Annotated in this window: 27 protein-coding genes; 26 read left to right on the forward strand and 1 reads right to left on the reverse strand. The window is 42.5% G+C overall.

The features are described from left to right. The first annotated feature begins 8 nt into the window (after nucleotides 1–8). The 11 genes from ABE954_RS09590 to ABE954_RS09640 all read left to right on the forward strand — a co-directional run bounded on the left by ABE954_RS09590 (nucleotide 9) and on the right by ABE954_RS09640 (nucleotide 5570). The gene (locus tag ABE954_RS09590; protein WP_110591889.1) at nucleotides 9–1070 is read left to right on the forward strand and encodes a conserved phage C-terminal domain-containing protein; all 1062 of its coding nucleotides are present in this window, start codon (nucleotides 9–11) and stop codon (nucleotides 1068–1070) included. Then, on the forward strand, nucleotides 1070–1315 hold the full coding sequence (locus ABE954_RS09595) for a hypothetical protein (protein ID WP_094962346.1): 246 nt from the start codon (nucleotides 1070–1072) through the stop codon (nucleotides 1313–1315). The genes ABE954_RS09590 and ABE954_RS09595 overlap by 1 nt, the downstream gene beginning before the upstream one ends. Further along, complete coding sequence (locus ABE954_RS09600) at nucleotides 1315–1953, forward strand: phage N-6-adenine-methyltransferase (RefSeq protein WP_226694077.1); 639 nt, start codon at nucleotides 1315–1317, stop codon at nucleotides 1951–1953. Before ABE954_RS09595 ends, ABE954_RS09600 begins: the two co-directional genes overlap by 1 nt. A gap of 1 nt (nucleotide 1954) precedes the next feature. After that, nucleotides 1955–2422, forward strand: a complete 468-nt coding sequence (locus ABE954_RS09605; protein ID WP_217008495.1) for a hypothetical protein — start codon at nucleotides 1955–1957, stop codon at nucleotides 2420–2422. Further along, a complete protein-coding gene (locus tag ABE954_RS09610) occupies nucleotides 2419–2805 on the forward strand; it encodes a hypothetical protein (protein WP_096863812.1) in 387 nt (128 codons plus the stop codon). Before ABE954_RS09605 ends, ABE954_RS09610 begins: the two co-directional genes overlap by 4 nt. Next, nucleotides 2802–2981, forward strand: coding sequence for a hypothetical protein (locus ABE954_RS09615; protein WP_164528391.1), 180 nt, complete (start codon nucleotides 2802–2804; stop codon nucleotides 2979–2981). The genes ABE954_RS09610 and ABE954_RS09615 overlap by 4 nt, the downstream gene beginning before the upstream one ends. Further along, nucleotides 2978–3364 (forward strand): RusA family crossover junction endodeoxyribonuclease, encoded by a 387-nt coding sequence (locus tag ABE954_RS09620; protein ID WP_164528392.1) that lies wholly within the window; start codon nucleotides 2978–2980, stop codon nucleotides 3362–3364. Before ABE954_RS09615 ends, ABE954_RS09620 begins: the two co-directional genes overlap by 4 nt. Further along, nucleotides 3361–3900, forward strand: coding sequence for a DUF968 domain-containing protein (locus ABE954_RS09625; protein WP_217008389.1), 540 nt, complete (start codon nucleotides 3361–3363; stop codon nucleotides 3898–3900). The genes ABE954_RS09620 and ABE954_RS09625 overlap by 4 nt, the downstream gene beginning before the upstream one ends. A gap of 31 nt (nucleotides 3901–3931) precedes the next feature. Beyond that, nucleotides 3932–4369, forward strand: coding sequence for an antiterminator Q family protein (locus tag ABE954_RS09630; RefSeq protein WP_164528394.1), 438 nt, complete (start codon nucleotides 3932–3934; stop codon nucleotides 4367–4369). Between the two features lie 33 nt (nucleotides 4370–4402). Beyond that, nucleotides 4403–4774, forward strand: a complete 372-nt coding sequence (locus tag ABE954_RS09635) for a hypothetical protein (protein WP_226694055.1) — start codon at nucleotides 4403–4405, stop codon at nucleotides 4772–4774. 607 nt (nucleotides 4775–5381) lie between these two features. After that, nucleotides 5382–5570 (forward strand): hypothetical protein, encoded by a 189-nt coding sequence (locus ABE954_RS09640; protein WP_272693842.1) that lies wholly within the window; start codon nucleotides 5382–5384, stop codon nucleotides 5568–5570. Here the strand turns inward: ABE954_RS09640 and ABE954_RS09645 are convergent. Beyond that, complete coding sequence (locus ABE954_RS09645) at nucleotides 5557–5760, reverse strand: hypothetical protein (protein ID WP_272517713.1); 204 nt, start codon at nucleotides 5758–5760, stop codon at nucleotides 5557–5559. The two genes, ABE954_RS09640 and ABE954_RS09645, sit on opposite strands and share 14 nt — an antisense overlap. A gap of 489 nt (nucleotides 5761–6249) precedes the next feature. Between ABE954_RS09645 and ABE954_RS09650 the strand changes: the two genes are divergently transcribed. The 15 genes from ABE954_RS09650 to ABE954_RS09720 all read left to right on the forward strand — a co-directional run bounded on the left by ABE954_RS09650 (nucleotide 6250) and on the right by ABE954_RS09720 (nucleotide 16757). Then, nucleotides 6250–6498 (forward strand): hypothetical protein, encoded by a 249-nt coding sequence (locus ABE954_RS09650; protein ID WP_110591881.1) that lies wholly within the window; start codon nucleotides 6250–6252, stop codon nucleotides 6496–6498. 22 nt (nucleotides 6499–6520) lie between these two features. Then, on the forward strand, nucleotides 6521–6934 hold the full coding sequence (locus ABE954_RS09655; protein WP_125892324.1) for a putative holin: 414 nt from the start codon (nucleotides 6521–6523) through the stop codon (nucleotides 6932–6934). After that, nucleotides 6934–7302, forward strand: a complete 369-nt coding sequence (locus ABE954_RS09660) for a hypothetical protein (RefSeq protein ID WP_371025869.1) — start codon at nucleotides 6934–6936, stop codon at nucleotides 7300–7302. The genes ABE954_RS09655 and ABE954_RS09660 overlap by 1 nt, the downstream gene beginning before the upstream one ends. Further along, nucleotides 7299–7727: a structural protein gene (locus ABE954_RS09665; RefSeq protein WP_371025870.1), complete on the forward strand. Its 429-nt coding sequence runs from the start codon at nucleotides 7299–7301 to the stop codon at nucleotides 7725–7727. Before ABE954_RS09660 ends, ABE954_RS09665 begins: the two co-directional genes overlap by 4 nt. Then, complete coding sequence (locus ABE954_RS09670; protein WP_371025871.1) at nucleotides 7724–8197, forward strand: lysis protein; 474 nt, start codon at nucleotides 7724–7726, stop codon at nucleotides 8195–8197. Before ABE954_RS09665 ends, ABE954_RS09670 begins: the two co-directional genes overlap by 4 nt. A 466-nt stretch (nucleotides 8198–8663) precedes the next feature. Then, entirely contained in the window at nucleotides 8664–8849 is a 186-nt protein-coding gene (locus ABE954_RS09675; protein ID WP_210814727.1) for a hypothetical protein, read from the forward strand. Nucleotides 8850–8929: 80 nt separating this feature from the next. Further along, on the forward strand, nucleotides 8930–9154 hold the full coding sequence (locus ABE954_RS09680; protein WP_210814726.1) for a hypothetical protein: 225 nt from the start codon (nucleotides 8930–8932) through the stop codon (nucleotides 9152–9154). Between the two features lie 100 nt (nucleotides 9155–9254). Continuing rightward, complete coding sequence (locus ABE954_RS09685; RefSeq protein ID WP_210814725.1) at nucleotides 9255–9776, forward strand: hypothetical protein; 522 nt, start codon at nucleotides 9255–9257, stop codon at nucleotides 9774–9776. Nucleotide 9777: 1 nt separating this feature from the next. Beyond that, nucleotides 9778–9999, forward strand: coding sequence for a hypothetical protein (locus ABE954_RS09690; protein ID WP_210814724.1), 222 nt, complete (start codon nucleotides 9778–9780; stop codon nucleotides 9997–9999). Between the two features lie 19 nt (nucleotides 10000–10018). Then, nucleotides 10019–10162, forward strand: a complete 144-nt coding sequence (locus tag ABE954_RS09695) for a hypothetical protein (RefSeq protein WP_210814723.1) — start codon at nucleotides 10019–10021, stop codon at nucleotides 10160–10162. A gap of 261 nt (nucleotides 10163–10423) precedes the next feature. After that, nucleotides 10424–10927, forward strand: a complete 504-nt coding sequence (locus ABE954_RS09700) for a DUF1441 family protein (protein ID WP_110591874.1) — start codon at nucleotides 10424–10426, stop codon at nucleotides 10925–10927. After that, nucleotides 10924–13035, forward strand: coding sequence for a phage terminase large subunit family protein (locus ABE954_RS09705; protein WP_371025872.1), 2112 nt, complete (start codon nucleotides 10924–10926; stop codon nucleotides 13033–13035). The genes ABE954_RS09700 and ABE954_RS09705 overlap by 4 nt, the downstream gene beginning before the upstream one ends. Then, nucleotides 13032–13247 carry a hypothetical protein gene (locus tag ABE954_RS09710; RefSeq protein ID WP_164565502.1) on the forward strand — a complete coding sequence of 72 codons (216 nt, stop codon included), beginning with the start codon at nucleotides 13032–13034 and terminating at the stop codon, nucleotides 13245–13247. The genes ABE954_RS09705 and ABE954_RS09710 overlap by 4 nt, the downstream gene beginning before the upstream one ends. Further along, nucleotides 13244–14749 (forward strand): phage portal protein, encoded by a 1506-nt coding sequence (locus tag ABE954_RS09715; protein ID WP_371025873.1) that lies wholly within the window; start codon nucleotides 13244–13246, stop codon nucleotides 14747–14749. The genes ABE954_RS09710 and ABE954_RS09715 overlap by 4 nt, the downstream gene beginning before the upstream one ends. Next, nucleotides 14718–16757 (forward strand): ClpP-like prohead protease/major capsid protein fusion protein, encoded by a 2040-nt coding sequence (locus ABE954_RS09720; RefSeq protein ID WP_371025895.1) that lies wholly within the window; start codon nucleotides 14718–14720, stop codon nucleotides 16755–16757. The genes ABE954_RS09715 and ABE954_RS09720 overlap by 32 nt, the downstream gene beginning before the upstream one ends. Nucleotides 16758–16829 lie beyond the last annotated feature (72 nt).

Raw genomic sequence — 16829 nt, forward strand, 5'->3', positions numbered from 1 at the left:
GTGGCTGTATGAGTAGCTTATTACTCCTTAAAACCCGCCCACAAATTGTTATACCTGAGCTGGCGGTTCGCTTGGGCTTGAATGAGGCTTTGTTGCTTCAGCAAGTTCAATACTGGCTATCTGAAACCTCGTCAGGTGTTGATCATGACGGTAGGCGCTGGGTTTATAACACTATTGAAGAATGGCGTGAACAATTCCCGTATTTTTCCGAATCCACAATTAAGCGTGCATTTAACAATTTAAAAAAGTTGGGTGTATTAAATATTGAGCAAATCAATAAACGCACCCATGACCGCACAAATTATTACTCTATAAATTATGAACATGCGTTGTTATCCGATGAGGTCAAATTGAACTCATCGAACAGTTCAGCCGAAGCCTCTCGAACAGGTCAAAATGACCTTATCGATAAGCGCAAAATGAAACGTTCGAACAGTACCAAAATGACCTCATCGAACGGGGCAAATTGCCCTGATCTTACAGAGAGTACTACAGAGAATACTCAAGAGATTACAACAGAGAGTAACTCTTTTTGTCAGGCTCATGCTGAGCCCGACCATGCGCAAGCTGTTTTAGATCATTTCAACAAGGTCACTAACTCAAGTTATCGCGATGGTAAAACAACTATGGGCCATATCAGAGCCCGTCTAGCTGAAAATTACACCTCAGATGATTTAATTCTGGTGACTGACTACATCACAGCCAAGTGGCTAAATGACTCAAGAATGAGTGATTACCTACGCCCGAAAACATTATTTAGCCCTGAAAACTGCATGGAGTACTTTGAAAAAGCTCAGAAATGGCATGAGGCTGGTCGCCCCGTCTGTGTTAACGGTAAATGGCTCAAGCCTGGTGAAGTTGCTGTAAGTATCGACCCCGTAGAACGTGACAATGCTTACACACGGATCATTGGTTCAAGGCTAACACCTAAAAACCGCATTGAGGAAATCGCAGCTGAATTAGCGGGTAAACAGGGTGTTCGTAACATGTCGGATTTTGTAGGTCGCAAGGCATGGTTAGGTATTTGGCAACAAGCAGCAGAGCTAGCAGCGAAAGAGGTGACAGCATGATGCGTAGTGAAACTAAAACAATCTATGGCGTTGACGTACTAGGCATGATTGCCATATTCAAACAGATACGTAAATGGCGCACGATTCGCAAGCTTCGTAACAGATGGAATCAATCCCGTCGTGACTTAGTGACCTGCAGGAAGTTTCGCCACTTAAACCATCATGCTGACCATTTTCAAGTTCAGCAGCGTTATAAGCATATGCGCGAGTATGTTAAATCCCACCAGCAGCGAGGTGCTATCTGATGAATAAATACATTCAAAGCCTCGAGGCGCTTAAAGCTAAACCACTACATAAACTTAGTGAGATTGGGGATCAGTGGTGTACACCCGATGAATTGTACTGGGGTATCAGCTCGATATATGGGTTATTCAAACTCGATTTATTTACTGACGGTAAAAATACTAAGGCACCTAACTTCTACACTGCAGAAGATAATGCTTTAACTCAAGATTGGTCGGAAAAGCTAAAAGAAGTTGGCGGTGCTGCATTTGGTAATCCACCATATTCACGCAGTTCATATCACGAAAAACAGGCTATAACGGGTGTTGGCCACATAATGAACCACGCCTTTGCGATGAGAGAGAAAGGCGGTCGCTATGTTTTTCTTCTGAAAGCGGCAACAAGTGAAAGCTGGTGGCCAGAAAATGCAGATCATGTTTGCTTTATTCGCGGTCGTATTGGGTTTGGGCTCCCTGCGTGGTTTAACCCATCAGATGAAAAACAGAAACCAACGGGTGCACTCTTTGCTGGCGCTATTGTCGTTTTTGACAAGTCATGGACAGGCAAACCATTTGATTATATCAAGCGTGAGGATCTAGAGGAACGAGGCAGAATATTCATAGAGCAAGTTAGGTGGTTAGCGAAGAGGGTGGCTGCATAAAATGATAACTGAATACCAATACACGCAAGGAATTGAAGTCATTAGGATTGGACGCGAATTTAAAACAATAAATGCAGCGATCCTAAAAAATGTTGCTAGTTATTCACCATCCGCTGCACACCGAACTTTTGAAATGCTGGAAAAAATTGGCTGCATAAAACATGTCGGCAATTTCCCTGCAGGGAAAACTAAACAGAGGTCAAAGCAATACAGCATCGATCCCCATGCAATTACAAAGCTAAAGGCAGTGTGGGAGACAAAGTTAGAGGAGAAGGAAAAACCAAAGAGGGCAGAAAAGCTTAAAGCGCAGCCACCAGCTGAGCCTAAAAAAGTGGACGAAATCAAGAAGTGTGAGCCTGAGCCTCAATTCGAGTGTGGCATTAAAGTTGTTGAAAAAGCTTACGTAGGCGATATGGGGAATCAATCACTTAAACAGTTAGATCAGTTACTGGCGGGGGTGAGGCCATGAGTGCAGATGATAATGTTATTCAATTCAAAGCGCCTAGTGATGCAATTCCCACTATCGACACGGAAGTAAAGGGAAGAAAAAGCAGACAGCAAATGTACTGTAAGCATCATTCACTAGTTATCGATGAAGAGCATAGAACAGTTGAATGCAACGATTGTGGCTGTGTTGTCGAGGCTTTTGATGTTCTGTTAGCTAGGGCGAATAATGCCGAGTCAGTAATCCGAGGTATGAGTGAATTATTAAATAAGCGTGACGAACTGCGCAAATCAGTCGATGGGCTTTTGAGGGAAGAAAAGAACACTAAAGCCAGATTGCGAAGCGCCAGAACAGATTTAATGTTTATTGAAAATAAAAAGCTTCAGCATGAGGGGAAGGTTGGATGAAAAATAAAATGCCAGAAATCCATCAATGCAAATGCGGCAGTGAAGATCTGCACATTCAAACCCTAGAATATCGCACTTGGTTTTATGTTTATTGTCATAGCTGCGGAAAAAAAAGCCCTGCAGTAAACGATAGAACTGAAGCTGTAAAATTATGGAATGAGGTGGTATCAAAATGAATTCTTCAATTACATTAATACTCCCATTCCCTCCAAGTGTTAATGCTTGCTGGCGGAATATCAACGGTAAAACGTTAATCAGTGCAAAGGGGCGTGCATTTCGGGCTAGTGCAATAGCTGCTATTTATACCCAATTAAGACCAAGGCCTAGGGTAATTACTGAAAATGTATCCGTCATTGTGAAGATGTTCCCACCCACTTATCACAGAAGGGATATTGATAACTATCTAAAAGCACCATTTGACGCCATCACCCATGCCAATATTTGGAAAGACGATGAGCAAGTTAAGCATGTTGATATCACTTGGTGTGAAGTAGTTAAAGGTGGTCGATTTGAAATTGAGATAAGGCCCCTCAATGCAGAACTGGAGAAAATATCATGAGGCACCAATGGATATTAACTCCAATATTAATACCTGAGCTTAGTGCGGTGATATTTAGACCAGAAGCACATTTAAATACATTCAATGGAAGAATGTTGCTCATGACTTTACCTGAGGAGCTAAAGCATAAACCATCAGGCCTTATCTCTCTTTCTGACCAATACCTCAGCGGCGTAGTTGGTGATGAACAGGTATCAAAACCTGTGTTAAATTTAACCATTGATCCCGAGCCACCAGCCAGCTTGATGTTAAAGCCAAAGTTTAAACGCTGGACAAGCGACGAATACCTTAAGTGGGTTAAATCACAACCATGTTGTGTTTGTGGCGCCACATCGGATGATGCACATCACCTAATCGGCCATGGTCAAGGTGGAATGGGTACAAAAGCCCATGATTTGTTCACTATTCCATTATGTCGCATTCACCACAGCGAGTTGCATAAGGATCCAAACGGATGGGAAAGGGAACACGGTAGTCAGTTGGTTTTGTTATTTCGATTCCTAGACCGTTCAATTGGTCTGGGTGTTTTCGGTTAATGCGTTGTGCGGAACGCAGGAGACTTTTTGCATGAGAGATATTCAGTTGGTCTTACAAAAATGGGCAGGTTGGACGAGTGATAATCCGGGAATCGATTATTCCCATATTGCTGCGGGCTTTAAAGGTCTAATTGCAAACAAAGAACCAGCAAGAGAATCATGTAGTGATGATGATGGGATAATTATTGATAGTGTTATTGCGAAGCTACGGCAGGTAAGAAAAGAGGAAGAGCTAGAATTAATTGTTTTGCATTACCTTTATGGGGTGTCAAAACGCAATATTGCCAAGGAATGGAAAATGAGCGAGGGGCGAATTCGGCAAATGATGCAAGTTGCTGAAGGTTTTGTTGATGGCTGCTTAGCCATGCTGGGGGTAACCCTAGAAATGGACTCTGAGGTTATTAACAAAGTAAAAGCGATAGATAGTAAAAAAGTATTAGTGCGCTACGCAAATTCGATGTTATTGTGATAAGAGTGAATACGTTGTCACCTAACTTATAGAATGAAACCTCGCCATTTATTTGTGCGGGGTTTTTGCTTTCTGGGGCTCAATAATGCAAATACCTACCGAATTAGTTTTCAGACCCGCAGCGAATTACCAACCGAAGATTTAGACGGAAAAGAGGTTATTGTACTTAACCCGTGCGATGGTTGGCATATTGGCTATATTCAAGTCGATAAAGATGAAGATGATTGCTTTATCGGAATTTACTATTCACCCGGTGAGATAATGCGCCCTCATAGTTTTTATGTTGCGTGGGCACTTTTGCCAGATGGCATAGCTTTGAGTGATAAATTTGAGGGCGAGCAATACTTGAATCGCCATTGTTGCGTATGTGAGCGGTGCGACCATTCAACGGCAGAGCATAAATAACAAAAAGTGATATCAGAAGTGAGTGGTCATACTGTGACAATCATCAAAGGATAAGTTTAAATTTTAGTCTATTATTATTGAACAAAGGTAATTCGACGAACATCAGTCAGACTGTTTAATTACCAAAAAAATCACAAAATGTTTATGAATAATATGTGCGATGTATAAATAAGGCTCCACTTCGGTGGGGCTTTATTTTTGGCAAAAAAATACCACCTTTCGGTGGTGGCATAAATTAAATTACTGGGAAGCCAATAAAATGGAACCAACAATGCTTGATGAGTTTTTATACCACTAAGTTGACTTAAGGTAAATATATAAAAGCGATTCAGTTCACATAATGAAAACTCTATTTGCTAGCTTCTATCTTGCACATAACGGCATTAAAGCGAATAGGGTTTTCATTGTGGAGAATGCCAAGGCTGATTGGCTAACTCGCATGGGTTATCTGTACTTATCAGGATAGAAGCACACACGCCATGGGGAACCTGAATGCATACACTCTCAGCGTATGCCTCCACAACACCATTTCGAACAACAAAATATTCCAAAAATTATTCCAAGGGCTGCGCATTGCGTGGCCTTTTTCTATTTAAGAGAGGTAGCTATGAGCAATCAAAATGAAGGTGAATTTTCAGGCATTATTACCACTAGTGGTAATTTAAGCCTAGAAGAACGAGTAACAGCATTAGAAAAACAGCTCACTGACATGCAAGCGGCAATGAGCAGTTTTTTAGGTTCGCTAAATTTCCATTGTTTTGAACTTCAAAATAAAATGATTTCTAAGGACACTTAATAACGTTATTTTTAAGGTGCTGAATAGCTAAATCATTTATTTCTTTTATGGTCATTTGGTTTATATCTCTATCTCCTAGTTTCAGAGTGAAGTTATAGGTTGAGTTATCACTACCTTGCAGCTGAACGCTAATTTCATGACTAGTATCAGCGCTTAATAAATATCCGATATTTGAAAGTTTATAAAACATGCTTTCCTCACACCGAAGTTAATCAGCCATCCCTTCGGTAAGTCACATAGGGCTGAATCTCTAACTTAACCTAAATATCAACTGAATTCATTAAGCCACACTAGCTTCTGTAGCTGGTGGCTTGAAATATGAGAAATGTGAATTTAGCTTAAGTATTATTTTTCTATTCTATGTATTATCTCCTTGCGTACGCAACAATAGGAGATATGCATGAATTACTATGTTCACACATCTAAAGATGCACAGGGTGATTATGAGGTTCATAGAGAAGGGTGTAATCATATGCCTACAATCTTGAACAGAAAGCTTCTAGGTGATTTCTATACTTGCGCAGCTGCGGTTCAGATGGCGAGAAGCTTAGGATATGTCCCAGCAAATGGATGTTATTGGTGCAGCAGGGAATGCCATACATCTTAAGTTATCAAGTGTGAATTAACTAAAGGTCACTTCGGTGGCCTTTTTTGTTGCCTAAAAATAAGGAACGTAATTATGTACGCACTCAAATTAATGACAGAACGTAATGGCCGCAAAGTTGAAGAGTCACATTATTTGGGAAAAATGTACCGACTGGAGTTTTATCCAGTAGTCGATAATCCCGATATAGTTGCTCGATTGGAATACACAACAAAAGACGGTGTACCTGCATTTGATATCAAGAGAACCGACCATGCCTACATTACGACAGTAACTGGCGATACAGTTCGAGTTATCTGCAGAGGTAAAACACCTTCTCATTAACTGTTAAGAGAACAAATAATTTATGAGCACATCAATAGGGATAACCCTCGGTGCTGCTGGCGGTGGCGCGATGGGCGGTTTCCTTATTGGTGCCGACTATGGCGTTGTGCTAGGGGCAGTTATTGGCGCATCAGTTTCCGTCATTGCATCCAAAGATAATAACCGACGAAAGATACTTCATTTTATTTTGGCGCTCGGTGCGGGGATCCTCATTGCTAAAGAAGCCTCAGATTTTATTGCTCAGGTGTGGCAATGGGAAATTAGCCCTAAGATAACAGCCATTATTATTTCGGCATTGTTAATCCCCGTTCTGGTGCTTGCTGCAAACAAAGACAACCTTAGAAAGTTGTTTAGCCGAATTGCAGCATCAATAGACCGAAACTTCAGCAGTATCGTACAGGCCATTAAAGATTGGCGAAATAAAGGGGGTAACTGATGGAGGCCTTCTTAACGATTTTTACGGATATAGCCCGCTGGATAGATACTCATCCACTGGGGACTGCTGATATTTTGTTTAAGTCCGCCTCAGCAATTACGGTGTTTTTATGCCGTTATGCTAAGCGTCGAGATTCGATTATTGGCACCGTATTATTTGTTTGTTGGGTTTATCAAATTTATCAAACGGCGGCGGGTGAGCGTATAGCAGCATCGTCAGATGTATTGTTTAGTGGGGTATTTTTTGTCGTCATATTCGCTGTTGGTGGAAATATCATGTCGGTTGTCGTTTTCAGTAAATTAATCGCTCGAATCAAATCAATCTGGCTGCTCATTAAGCGGCCTTTTACTTTTATGGTGAAGAAATGAGTAACCAACAACGAAAAATAGCACGCGGTGAACGCAACAATAATCCGGGCAACATTGATTATAACCCAGCGAATAAATGGCAAGGGCAATTGCCTCACGACACAAGCATTGAATCTCGTTTCTGTCGTTTTCAATCTGCTGAGTATGGCATTCGAGCTATTTATAAGTTACTGCAAACTTATCAGCGTAAATATGGATTGAATTCTGTAGCCGCAATTATTAACAAGTATGCACCACCAGTTGAGAACAATACGGCTGGTTACATCAACCGCGCTGCCGCTTCAATTGGTGTTGGTATTAACGACCACATCAACACTCTCGATAAAAAAGTAGGCATTGCATTAGCAACGGCAATTGTCGGTGTTGAATTGGGTTATCAGCCATACAGTGAGGCTACGTTCGAAAAAGCGTGGAGTTTGCTGTGAACTGGAAAATGATAGCTATAGCGTTAGTCGGTGTTATTGCTCTTGGTGGGCTGCTTAATTGGGAAGTTAGTAAAAATCAAAAGCTAACAGCCTCATTAAATGAGTCAAATAGTAAAATTGAGCAACTAACTGATGAGTTATCTGAGCAAAAAGAAATTAACGCAGACTACGAAAAGCGCATTAACTCCCTTCACGAACTCGACACCAAACACACAACGGAACTCACAAATGCAAAAGCTGAAATTGACCGGTTGCGTATTGATGTTAGCAATGGCACTAAGCGCGTGTACGTCAACGCTAAATGTCCAAAACCCGAAGCGAATACCTCCGAAAGCGGAAGCAATGAGGGCTCCGCAAGACTTAGTGAAGCAGCTGAACAAGATTATTGGCGTCTCAGAGGAATGATAGTTGAGAACGAAAAGCAGACCCTGTATCTGCAGGACTATATCAGAACGGAGTGCTTGCACTAATCCCAACCTATAATAGTTTGTAAAAAGAAAACAAAATTCAAGGAGGAGATGATCGCTAATAAGCCAATAAAAAAACGGATGAACCCTTCTAATTCTGTCCATAGCGAACTGCATTTAATTGCAATAAATATACTAAGTATAAAGGCCAGAAGAACGATAATGATAGACGTCTGATTAAACATTTTTATTTAAAGGTTTAGTTGGTTTTATGATAAAAATCATTGTCAATTAAATGAATGAAAATAAAAAAAAAAGCCCAGCAAAGGCAGGGCTGAACACCGCATTGCTGTGTGTGATTACTGCGGTGATATACATCTCATTTTTTTAATAGGCGCGGATTATAATGAATCAAGGTTAAATAAATCAAAGTATTGTTAATTAAAGGTAAAAATTGCTTATGATTTGGTCAGCAAGCCACACAGTAATGTAATTATTGTTTTTAGATATTTCAGGCTAAGGAAACACTATGTTTAAACACGAATTAGGTCAGGTTGTACAAGTCACCATCAGTGGTGAAGAGGGTCATATTAAAGGCCGTGCAGAATATCAAAATGATGCCAATCAGTATTATGTCCATTACCTATCTGCGGATGGTCGTGCTGTGAATGCATGGTTTGAAGAGGGCGAGCTTTCTCCTGCTGAGCTAAATTAAATTTTGCTTAATCTATGGGGTCAATTAAACTCACCATTATGTAATGACTGGAGAAAACATTAATTTTGGTGGATTAGGCAATGGATAAGCTTTTTATTTGGGAAGCAGGGGCTGTATTGGGCTTCTTCCTGCTGATGGTTTACTTCCGGTTTCATCAGCGAGTTGACAAGATACCATTGATTTGGGCTATGTTTTTTTCACTGATTTGGCCTATAACAGTGATAGTTATCCTTTCAATTTGGTCTGTGAATGGCTTGTCGAAAATCTATCATGTCTACATGGATAAAAAGCATCGTAAAGAATGAATGTTTGTTAGTAACACACCTACAAACAGATAAAACCAAATCGAACATATAAACAGCCATCAGCTAATCACTGGTGGCTTTTTCATTTATGGAGACAGTTATGTCAGATAAAAAAGAAATAGCCACCCTATCTATAAAGATATCAGTCGATAGCACTGACTTAGATAAGCTGGAAGCGCAGCTAAAGCGCATTGAAGGGCTGATGATTAGCACGGGAATGAAGCAGCCAGCTAAGCAAGGCTTCACAGTGGATTTTGGTATAGGGCGCTTAGAGCCCGTGTTTACAAATGTCGCTGGCAGAGTGGTTATTAATGACGTGTTTATTGAGAATAGCACTCTAGAGAAAGTAGTGTTACAAGCAGCAAAAGAGGGGGCTAAAAAGGGTGTAGAGAAAGCACGGTTTGAAATAACCACAGGTATTAATGATAACCGTGAGCAACCATCTGCCGAGGTGACCCTTAAATCTTCCGCTGAAATTAGCCGAACAAGTGAAGTTATTTCTCGTGAGCAGTCAGAATTCGAAAAGTTTAAACAACAGGTTGAGTCTGAGTTTAGTCATTTGCAGTCTTCTATCACACAGATTCGGGCTGATATTCAGCGTAAAAGCTCAGGGTTTGCTTAATATGCCATTACCAAGATATAGAAACCACGAAATAGGCCTGACAGGGCGCTTTAAGTTCAGACGTCAGAATCTGACTGGCCTTCTTGTCTTGCAAGTAGAAGTTGATATAAAGCGCTCACGATATCCTCTTGATAGCCCAAGTAATGATATCAAAACGATGACGGGTTGGCGTGATGCAACTTATGAAGAAGCCATACGAGTACAAATTGATTATGGCGGTTAATAACCAAATGGAGGAAGCCATGGGCAGCGAAGGCTTTAAGAACCCCAACCAATTCAGAGAACAATTGGATAAGCAGTTAAATGATAGCGATACAAATGTTAAAGGGTATCAACCCAAGCGGTCTAACAATTCCAAGCCGCTCTCGCCACCAAAGAAACCTTAAACTCATTAGATTGATTAATTTTACGCATAATTCAAAAGGTACTCCTGAGGGGGTACCCTTACCACGAGGCGCCGCGCGCGCGGAAAACGGCTCGTTTTCAATTTTTCATGCTGTCAGCAGCAGGTGATTTAACTTTTTGATTTAATTTGAAAATATCGACATTGAGGTGACAACTTTCAAAATGAGTTGTCACCTCAATGTGTTATATCTATCTGATAATAAATAAAAATATCAGTTTTCACCTGACAGAGTGAGGTGTCAATGTCCAACATCAGCAATCTGGGGGACGCCTACAACTGGAGCGTGGCTAAGATTGCTGAAGCATTCGGCTTAAATCGCGGAACAGTTAAAAAGCGATTGCTCGATGCAAATACTCCCATTGCCAATATTGTGCGAGGCAATCCCGTTTATGCCTTGCGAGATATCGGACCGATACTTTTCGGTGCCGACCCCGATGTAAATACAAATAATCTTCAAGATCCCACACTAATGCCACCTAAAGAGCGTAAGGATTGGTATCAGTCTGAAAATGAAAGAATTAAGTTGGAAACTACGCTTAAACAATTAGTTCCTGTTGCCGATGTACATTTGGAAATGGCGGTACTGGTTAAAGCAATAACCCAAGTTTTAGATACATGGCCCGATAAATTAGAGCGAGATAAAGGTTGGAATGCTGAACAGCTCACTGAGGTGCAAATCATTGTCGATGAATTACGGGATATTCTCGCTGCTCGCGTGATGGATGCGGAGGATTTTGACGAATGACAGTAAATTATGCCTCAGCATCAACAGTAAGAAAGGATGTTGCATCCTTACTAAAAGCGCCACGTAGAATGCCAATTGCTCAGGCAGTGAAAAAATACATGCGGGTGCCCATGGGTGAAGGCTCTTCCATTCCGTGGGATGACTCATTAACACCTTATATTATTGAACCCATGAATTGCCTTGCAGATCGCCGGTATGATTCGGTGATATTTGTTGGTCCAGCCCGTACGGGGAAATCACTGGGGTTAATTGATGGTTGGATTGTTTATGTCATTGTGTGTGACCCTGCGGATTTTCTTCTCATCCAAATGACAGAAGAAAAAGCGCGAGAGCACTCTAAAAAGCGATTGGATAGAACTTTTCGATCTAGTCGCGAAGTAGCTAAAAGACTAAGCCCACACCGAAATGATAATAACGTCCATGACAAAACATTTAGGGCTGGAAATTACTTAAAAATTGGCTGGCCATCCGTCAATATTATGTCCTCTTCGGATTATCGTTTTGTTGCTTTAACGGATTATGACCGATTTCCCGAAGATGTTGATGGTGAAGGGGATGCTTATACGTTAGCCGCAAAGCGAACAACCACATTCATGTCCGCAGGGAAAACACTGGTTGAAAGCTCCCCTGGTCGAGAGATAACAGACAGCAAATGGCGACGAAATACACCTCACGAAGCCCCACCTACAACGGGGATTTTGTCACTTTATAATCGTGGCGATCGTCGTCGTTGGTATTGGCCATGCCCGCACTGTTCGGAATATTTCTTGCCCATTCGAGAAAACATGGTGGGTTTTAACGAAGGGGATGACCCAACAGTGGGCAGCAAAGCCGCTCGATTACAGTGTCCACACTGTCTTGGGCTCATTGAACCTGACCAGAAAAGAGCGTTAAATAATAAAGGTATTTGGCTCAAAGAGGGGCAGTCTATTGACCAAAATGGCGTTGTGACAGGTGAGCCAAGGGAGTCGCGCATTGCTTCATTTTGGATGGAAGGCCCCGCAGCCGCTTATCAAACATGGGAAAAGTTAGTTTATAACTTACTCAATGCGGAGCAAGAATACGAGCGAACCGGTAGTGAAGAAACACTAAAGTCTGTTATTAATACCGACTGGGGGCAACCTTATTTAGCAAAAATCAGTCAAGAGCAGCGAAGCGGCGATGATCTTAAAGCCCGAGCAGAGTATTGGGACTATGGCTCAGTGCCTAATGGCGTTCGTTTTCTCGTTGCAACTATTGACGTTCAGGGCGGTAAAAAGCGGCGTTTTGTCGTTCAAGTCACAGGCTATGGCGCCAGAGGTGAGCGCTGGATCATTGACCGATTTGATATCACTCATTCATTAAGAATAAATGAAGATGGCGAATCACAGCCTATTAATCCTTCATCTTATGCGGAAGACTGGGATGTTCTCATTACAGATGTGCTCGATAAAACCTACCCAATTCAAGGAAATGACAATATAGAAATGGGCGTCCATTGCATGGCAATAGATACCGGTGGGGAAGAAGGGGTAACTGATAACGCGTATAAATTTTGGCGACAATGTAAGAAGGAAGGGTTAGCGAGGCGAGTTTATTTATTTAAGGGGGATGGTAAAGCGAAAAGCAAGCTGATTACTAAATCTTACCCTGATAACACTAATCGTTCAGATCGCCGAGCAAAAGCGCGGGGTGATGTACCTATTCATTTATTACAAACCAATGAACTTAAAGATCGCATTTCTGCTCATCTTGGGCGAGACACCGTTGGCCCTAACTATATTCATTTCCCAGATTGGCTTGATGATTCTTTCTACGATGAATTGACGTATGAAGAGCGCGACAGTAACGGGAAATGGAGTAAACCGGGTAAAGGGGCTAACGAAGCATTTGACTTAATGGTCTATGCGCATGCGTTGGTAATTTTGCTTGGTTACGAAAAAATCAAATGTGAGAACCCGCCTAAATGGGCTCGGTTGCCGGATATCAGTGATGTTAAACTATCTCGTCCAGCGCCTAATCAACCTCCTCAAAAATCAACACCAATTCAAACAGAAACACAAGAAACCACGCCTAGCGCAAGCACGGCATGGGCTCCTGTGTCTGCAACTTCAGGGGGATGGGTATGACCCGTGAACAAATCAAAGAAATGCTAGATGCATATTTAAAAGCAGAAATGGAAATACTGCAGGGGAAGAGTATTACATTTAACGGGCAGTCAATGACAATGGAAAACCTTAGCGAGATCCGTAAGGGGCGAGAATATTGGGAGTATCGATATTCACAAAGTAGCGCCGCTAATCGCAAGTCACCTGGTTATAAATTAGCGAGGCTCTCATGAATATGTTGGAGAAGGCGATTGCGGTATTTTCACCGTCATGGGCGAGTCAACGAGCCAAGTCACGTTATGCCATTCAAGCTTATGAAGCCGCCAATCCTTCTCGACTTCATAAGGCGCGTCGAGAGAACCGAAATGCAAACCAATTAACGCAAGTTGGTGGTAAATCCTTACGTGAGCAAGCGCGATGGCTAGATAATAATCACGACCTTGTGATTGGTATTCTCGACAAAATGGAAGAGCGCATTGTTGGTAGCAAGGGGATTATTGTTGAACCACAGCCACTATCACTTACAGGGCAGATCCATGATGACCTCGCCAAGCAAATCAGAACGGCATGGTCTGAATGGTCCATTCGTCCAGAGGTGACAGGACAATTTACCCGTCCAATGCTTGAGCGTCTTTTGGTTCGAACATGGATCCGTGATGGTGAAGTTTTTGCTCAATTAGTCAGAGGAAATCAGAAAGGGCTTGATAAGCAAGCGGGTATTCCATTTTGGCTTGAAGCACTTGAGCCTGACTTCGTTCCGATTCATTTGGATGATACAGGGAAAAATATCCGACAGGGGATCCAATTAAATGATTGGGGCCGCCCACAAACTTACTTTGTTTATAAAAGCTTGTTAACCGCAGGCCAGCAGATGGGGGAGCTTAAATCTATCCTGACGGAAAACATGCTGCACTTGAAATATGTGCGTCGATTACATCAACTGCGCGGTAATAGTTTATTTTCCGGCATCTTAATGCGTTTAAGTGCTCTAAAAGACTACGAAGATGCAGAGTTGACGGCCGCACGTATCGCCGCCTCTCTAGGGATGTACATCAAGAAAGGTGATGCAGGGACTTACGATGATGAGCGGGAATATGAGGACCGCACTATCGATATTGTTCCCGGGATTATTTTTGATGAATTACGGCCCGGTGAAGATGTTGGCATGATCAAGTCTGATAGGCCCAATCCAAACCTTGAAAACTTCCGGAATGGTCAACTTAGAGCAGTTGCAGCGGGAAGTCGCGGTAGTTATTCCAGTATCGCACGGGATTATAACGGGACATACAGCGCGCAGCGGCAAGAGCTGGTGGAATCATTTGAGGGGTATTACATCTTGCAAGATACCTTCTGCGGCTCAGTTAGCCGACCTGTTTATCGACAATGGTTACAGATGGCTATCGCTGCAGGCGTGATTGTGGTTCCGGCTGATGTTGACCGCAGCTCACTGTATAACGCGACTTACAGCGGACCAGTTATGCCGTGGATAGATCCACTTAAAGAGTCAGCGGCATGGAAAACACAAATTCGAGGAGGGGCGGCAACAGAGAGTGATTGGGTTCGCGCTAGAGGTGGTAACCCTGCAGAAGTTAAACGGCGCCGCAAAGCGGAAATTGATGAAAATGAACGGCTTGGATTGGTTTATGACACAGATCCCGCCAATGACAAAGGTAACGACAATGCAGACGATAAACACACATCTCATGCGACCAAAAAACAGCACGACGATGAGTAAACCGCTAATGTCGGCACCGGAGAAGAGCTGGTTTCAAATGAAAGCGACCAGTGAGACTTCAGCCGATATTTATATTTATGACGAAATTGGCATGTGGGGGATAAGCGCCCGGCGATTTACCGAAGATTTAATTTCCCTCGGTAATATCAACCACATCAACCTTCATATTCATTCGCCCGGAGGTGAAGTTTTTGAGGGTATCGCCATTTATAACCAACTGAAAAACCACAATGCCACGATTACGGCTTATATCGATGGATTAGCGGCTTCTATGGCGTCAGTTATTGCCATGGTGGGTGATGAAATCATTATGCCAACCAATGCCATGATGATGATCCATAAACCTTGGGGCGTGTCGTGGGGTGATGCTAATGATATGCGCGATTACGCTGATCTGCTCGACAAGGTTGAAAACGTCTTAATCCCTGCCTACATGGAGAAAACAGGGAAAACCAAAGAAGAAATTGAAGCCATGCTCGGTGAAGAGACATGGTTAACGGCAGAAGAGTGTGTGGAACACGGTTTTGCTAATACTGTGATTGAGCCGGTTAAAGCCATGGCCAGTCTTTCATCTAAACGCATTGAGGAATTTAAATCCATGCCGAACTCATTAAAAAATACGTTAAAAAACAGTCTCGCTAATCCGCGAAACACAACAACATCAAGCGCACCGGTGGCAGAGCCTGCACCACAATCACAAAATCCAACTAATACACAACAGCCAGATACGGCAAGCATTCAAGCGCAAGCACGACAAGCTGAACAAACGCGTATGAATGGCATTAAAGATTTATTTGCGATGTTTGGCGGTAAGCATGACAGCGTCATGGTTGAGTGTCTGACAGATATCAACTGCACCGTCGAGCAGGCAAAAGACAAAATTTTAGATTTGGTTGCTAAAGAAGCGACACCAACAAATACAAATAATTACGGTGCTCATATTTATGCAAATAACGGCAATATCGTAGGTGATAGCGTCCGTGCATCATTGATGGCACGTGCGGGTTATGATGAAACCCAAGCCGATAACCCATATAACTGCATGACGTTACGTGAATTGGCGCGTATGTCATTAGCTGATCGCGGCGTGGGTGTTGCGAGTTACAATCCAATGCAAATGATTGCGATGGCTTTTACGCATACAACCTCTGATTTCGGTAATATTCTCCTCGATGTTGCCAATAAATCCATTTTACAGGGATGGAATGAAGCAGAGGAAACTTTTGATTTGTGGACGAAGAAAGGCCAACTCAGTGACTTTAAAACCGCAACGCGTGTCGGGATGGGGGGCTTCAATTCACTTCGCACAGTTCGTGAAGGGGCAGAATATAAATACGTAACGACCAGCGACAAAAAAGAAACGATTGCACTGGCGACTTATGGAGAGTTGTTTAGCATTTCTCGTCAAGCCATTATTAATGACGACATGTCCATGCTAACCGATATTCCAATGAAATTGGGGAGTGCAGCAAAAGCGACGATTGGTGATTTGGTTTACGTTATTTTAACCAAAAATGAAAAAATGCGGTCCGATAACAAACCCCTCTTTAGTGCTGATCATGGCAACACGATCAAGGGAGGGATGGATGTTGATACTATTGGTAACGGCAGAACCGCTATGCGTAAGCAAAAAGAAGGTGAACGTACGTTAAATATTCGCCCTGCCTTTATGCTTGTGCCGACCGCGTTAGAAATCGCCGCCATTCAGGTAGTAGGTTCAGGCAGCGTAAAAGGCGCAGATGTGAACGCTAATATTATTAACCCAATCCGTAATATCGCTGAAATCATCACAGAGCCCCGTCTGGATATCAACAGTGATACCACTTGGTATATGACCTCAGCAAAAGGTACTGATACCATTGAAGTTGCTTATTTAAATGGTGTTGATACGCCTTACATCGACCAGCAAGAAGGTTTCACTTCTGACGGTGTAACCACTAAAGTCCGCATCGATGCAGGCGTTGCCCCTGTTGATTATCGCGGTCTGGTGCGTGTGGAAGCGGCATAATTCGTATTAAAAGTACAATACTCTCGCCCTAACGGGCTTTTTTTATACCTAAAATCTGGCTCTTCGGGGCCA

It is taken from the genome of Providencia sp. TYF-12, from assembly GCF_041344805.1.
Classification (GTDB): Bacteria; Pseudomonadota; Gammaproteobacteria; order Enterobacterales; family Enterobacteriaceae; genus Providencia; species Providencia huashanensis.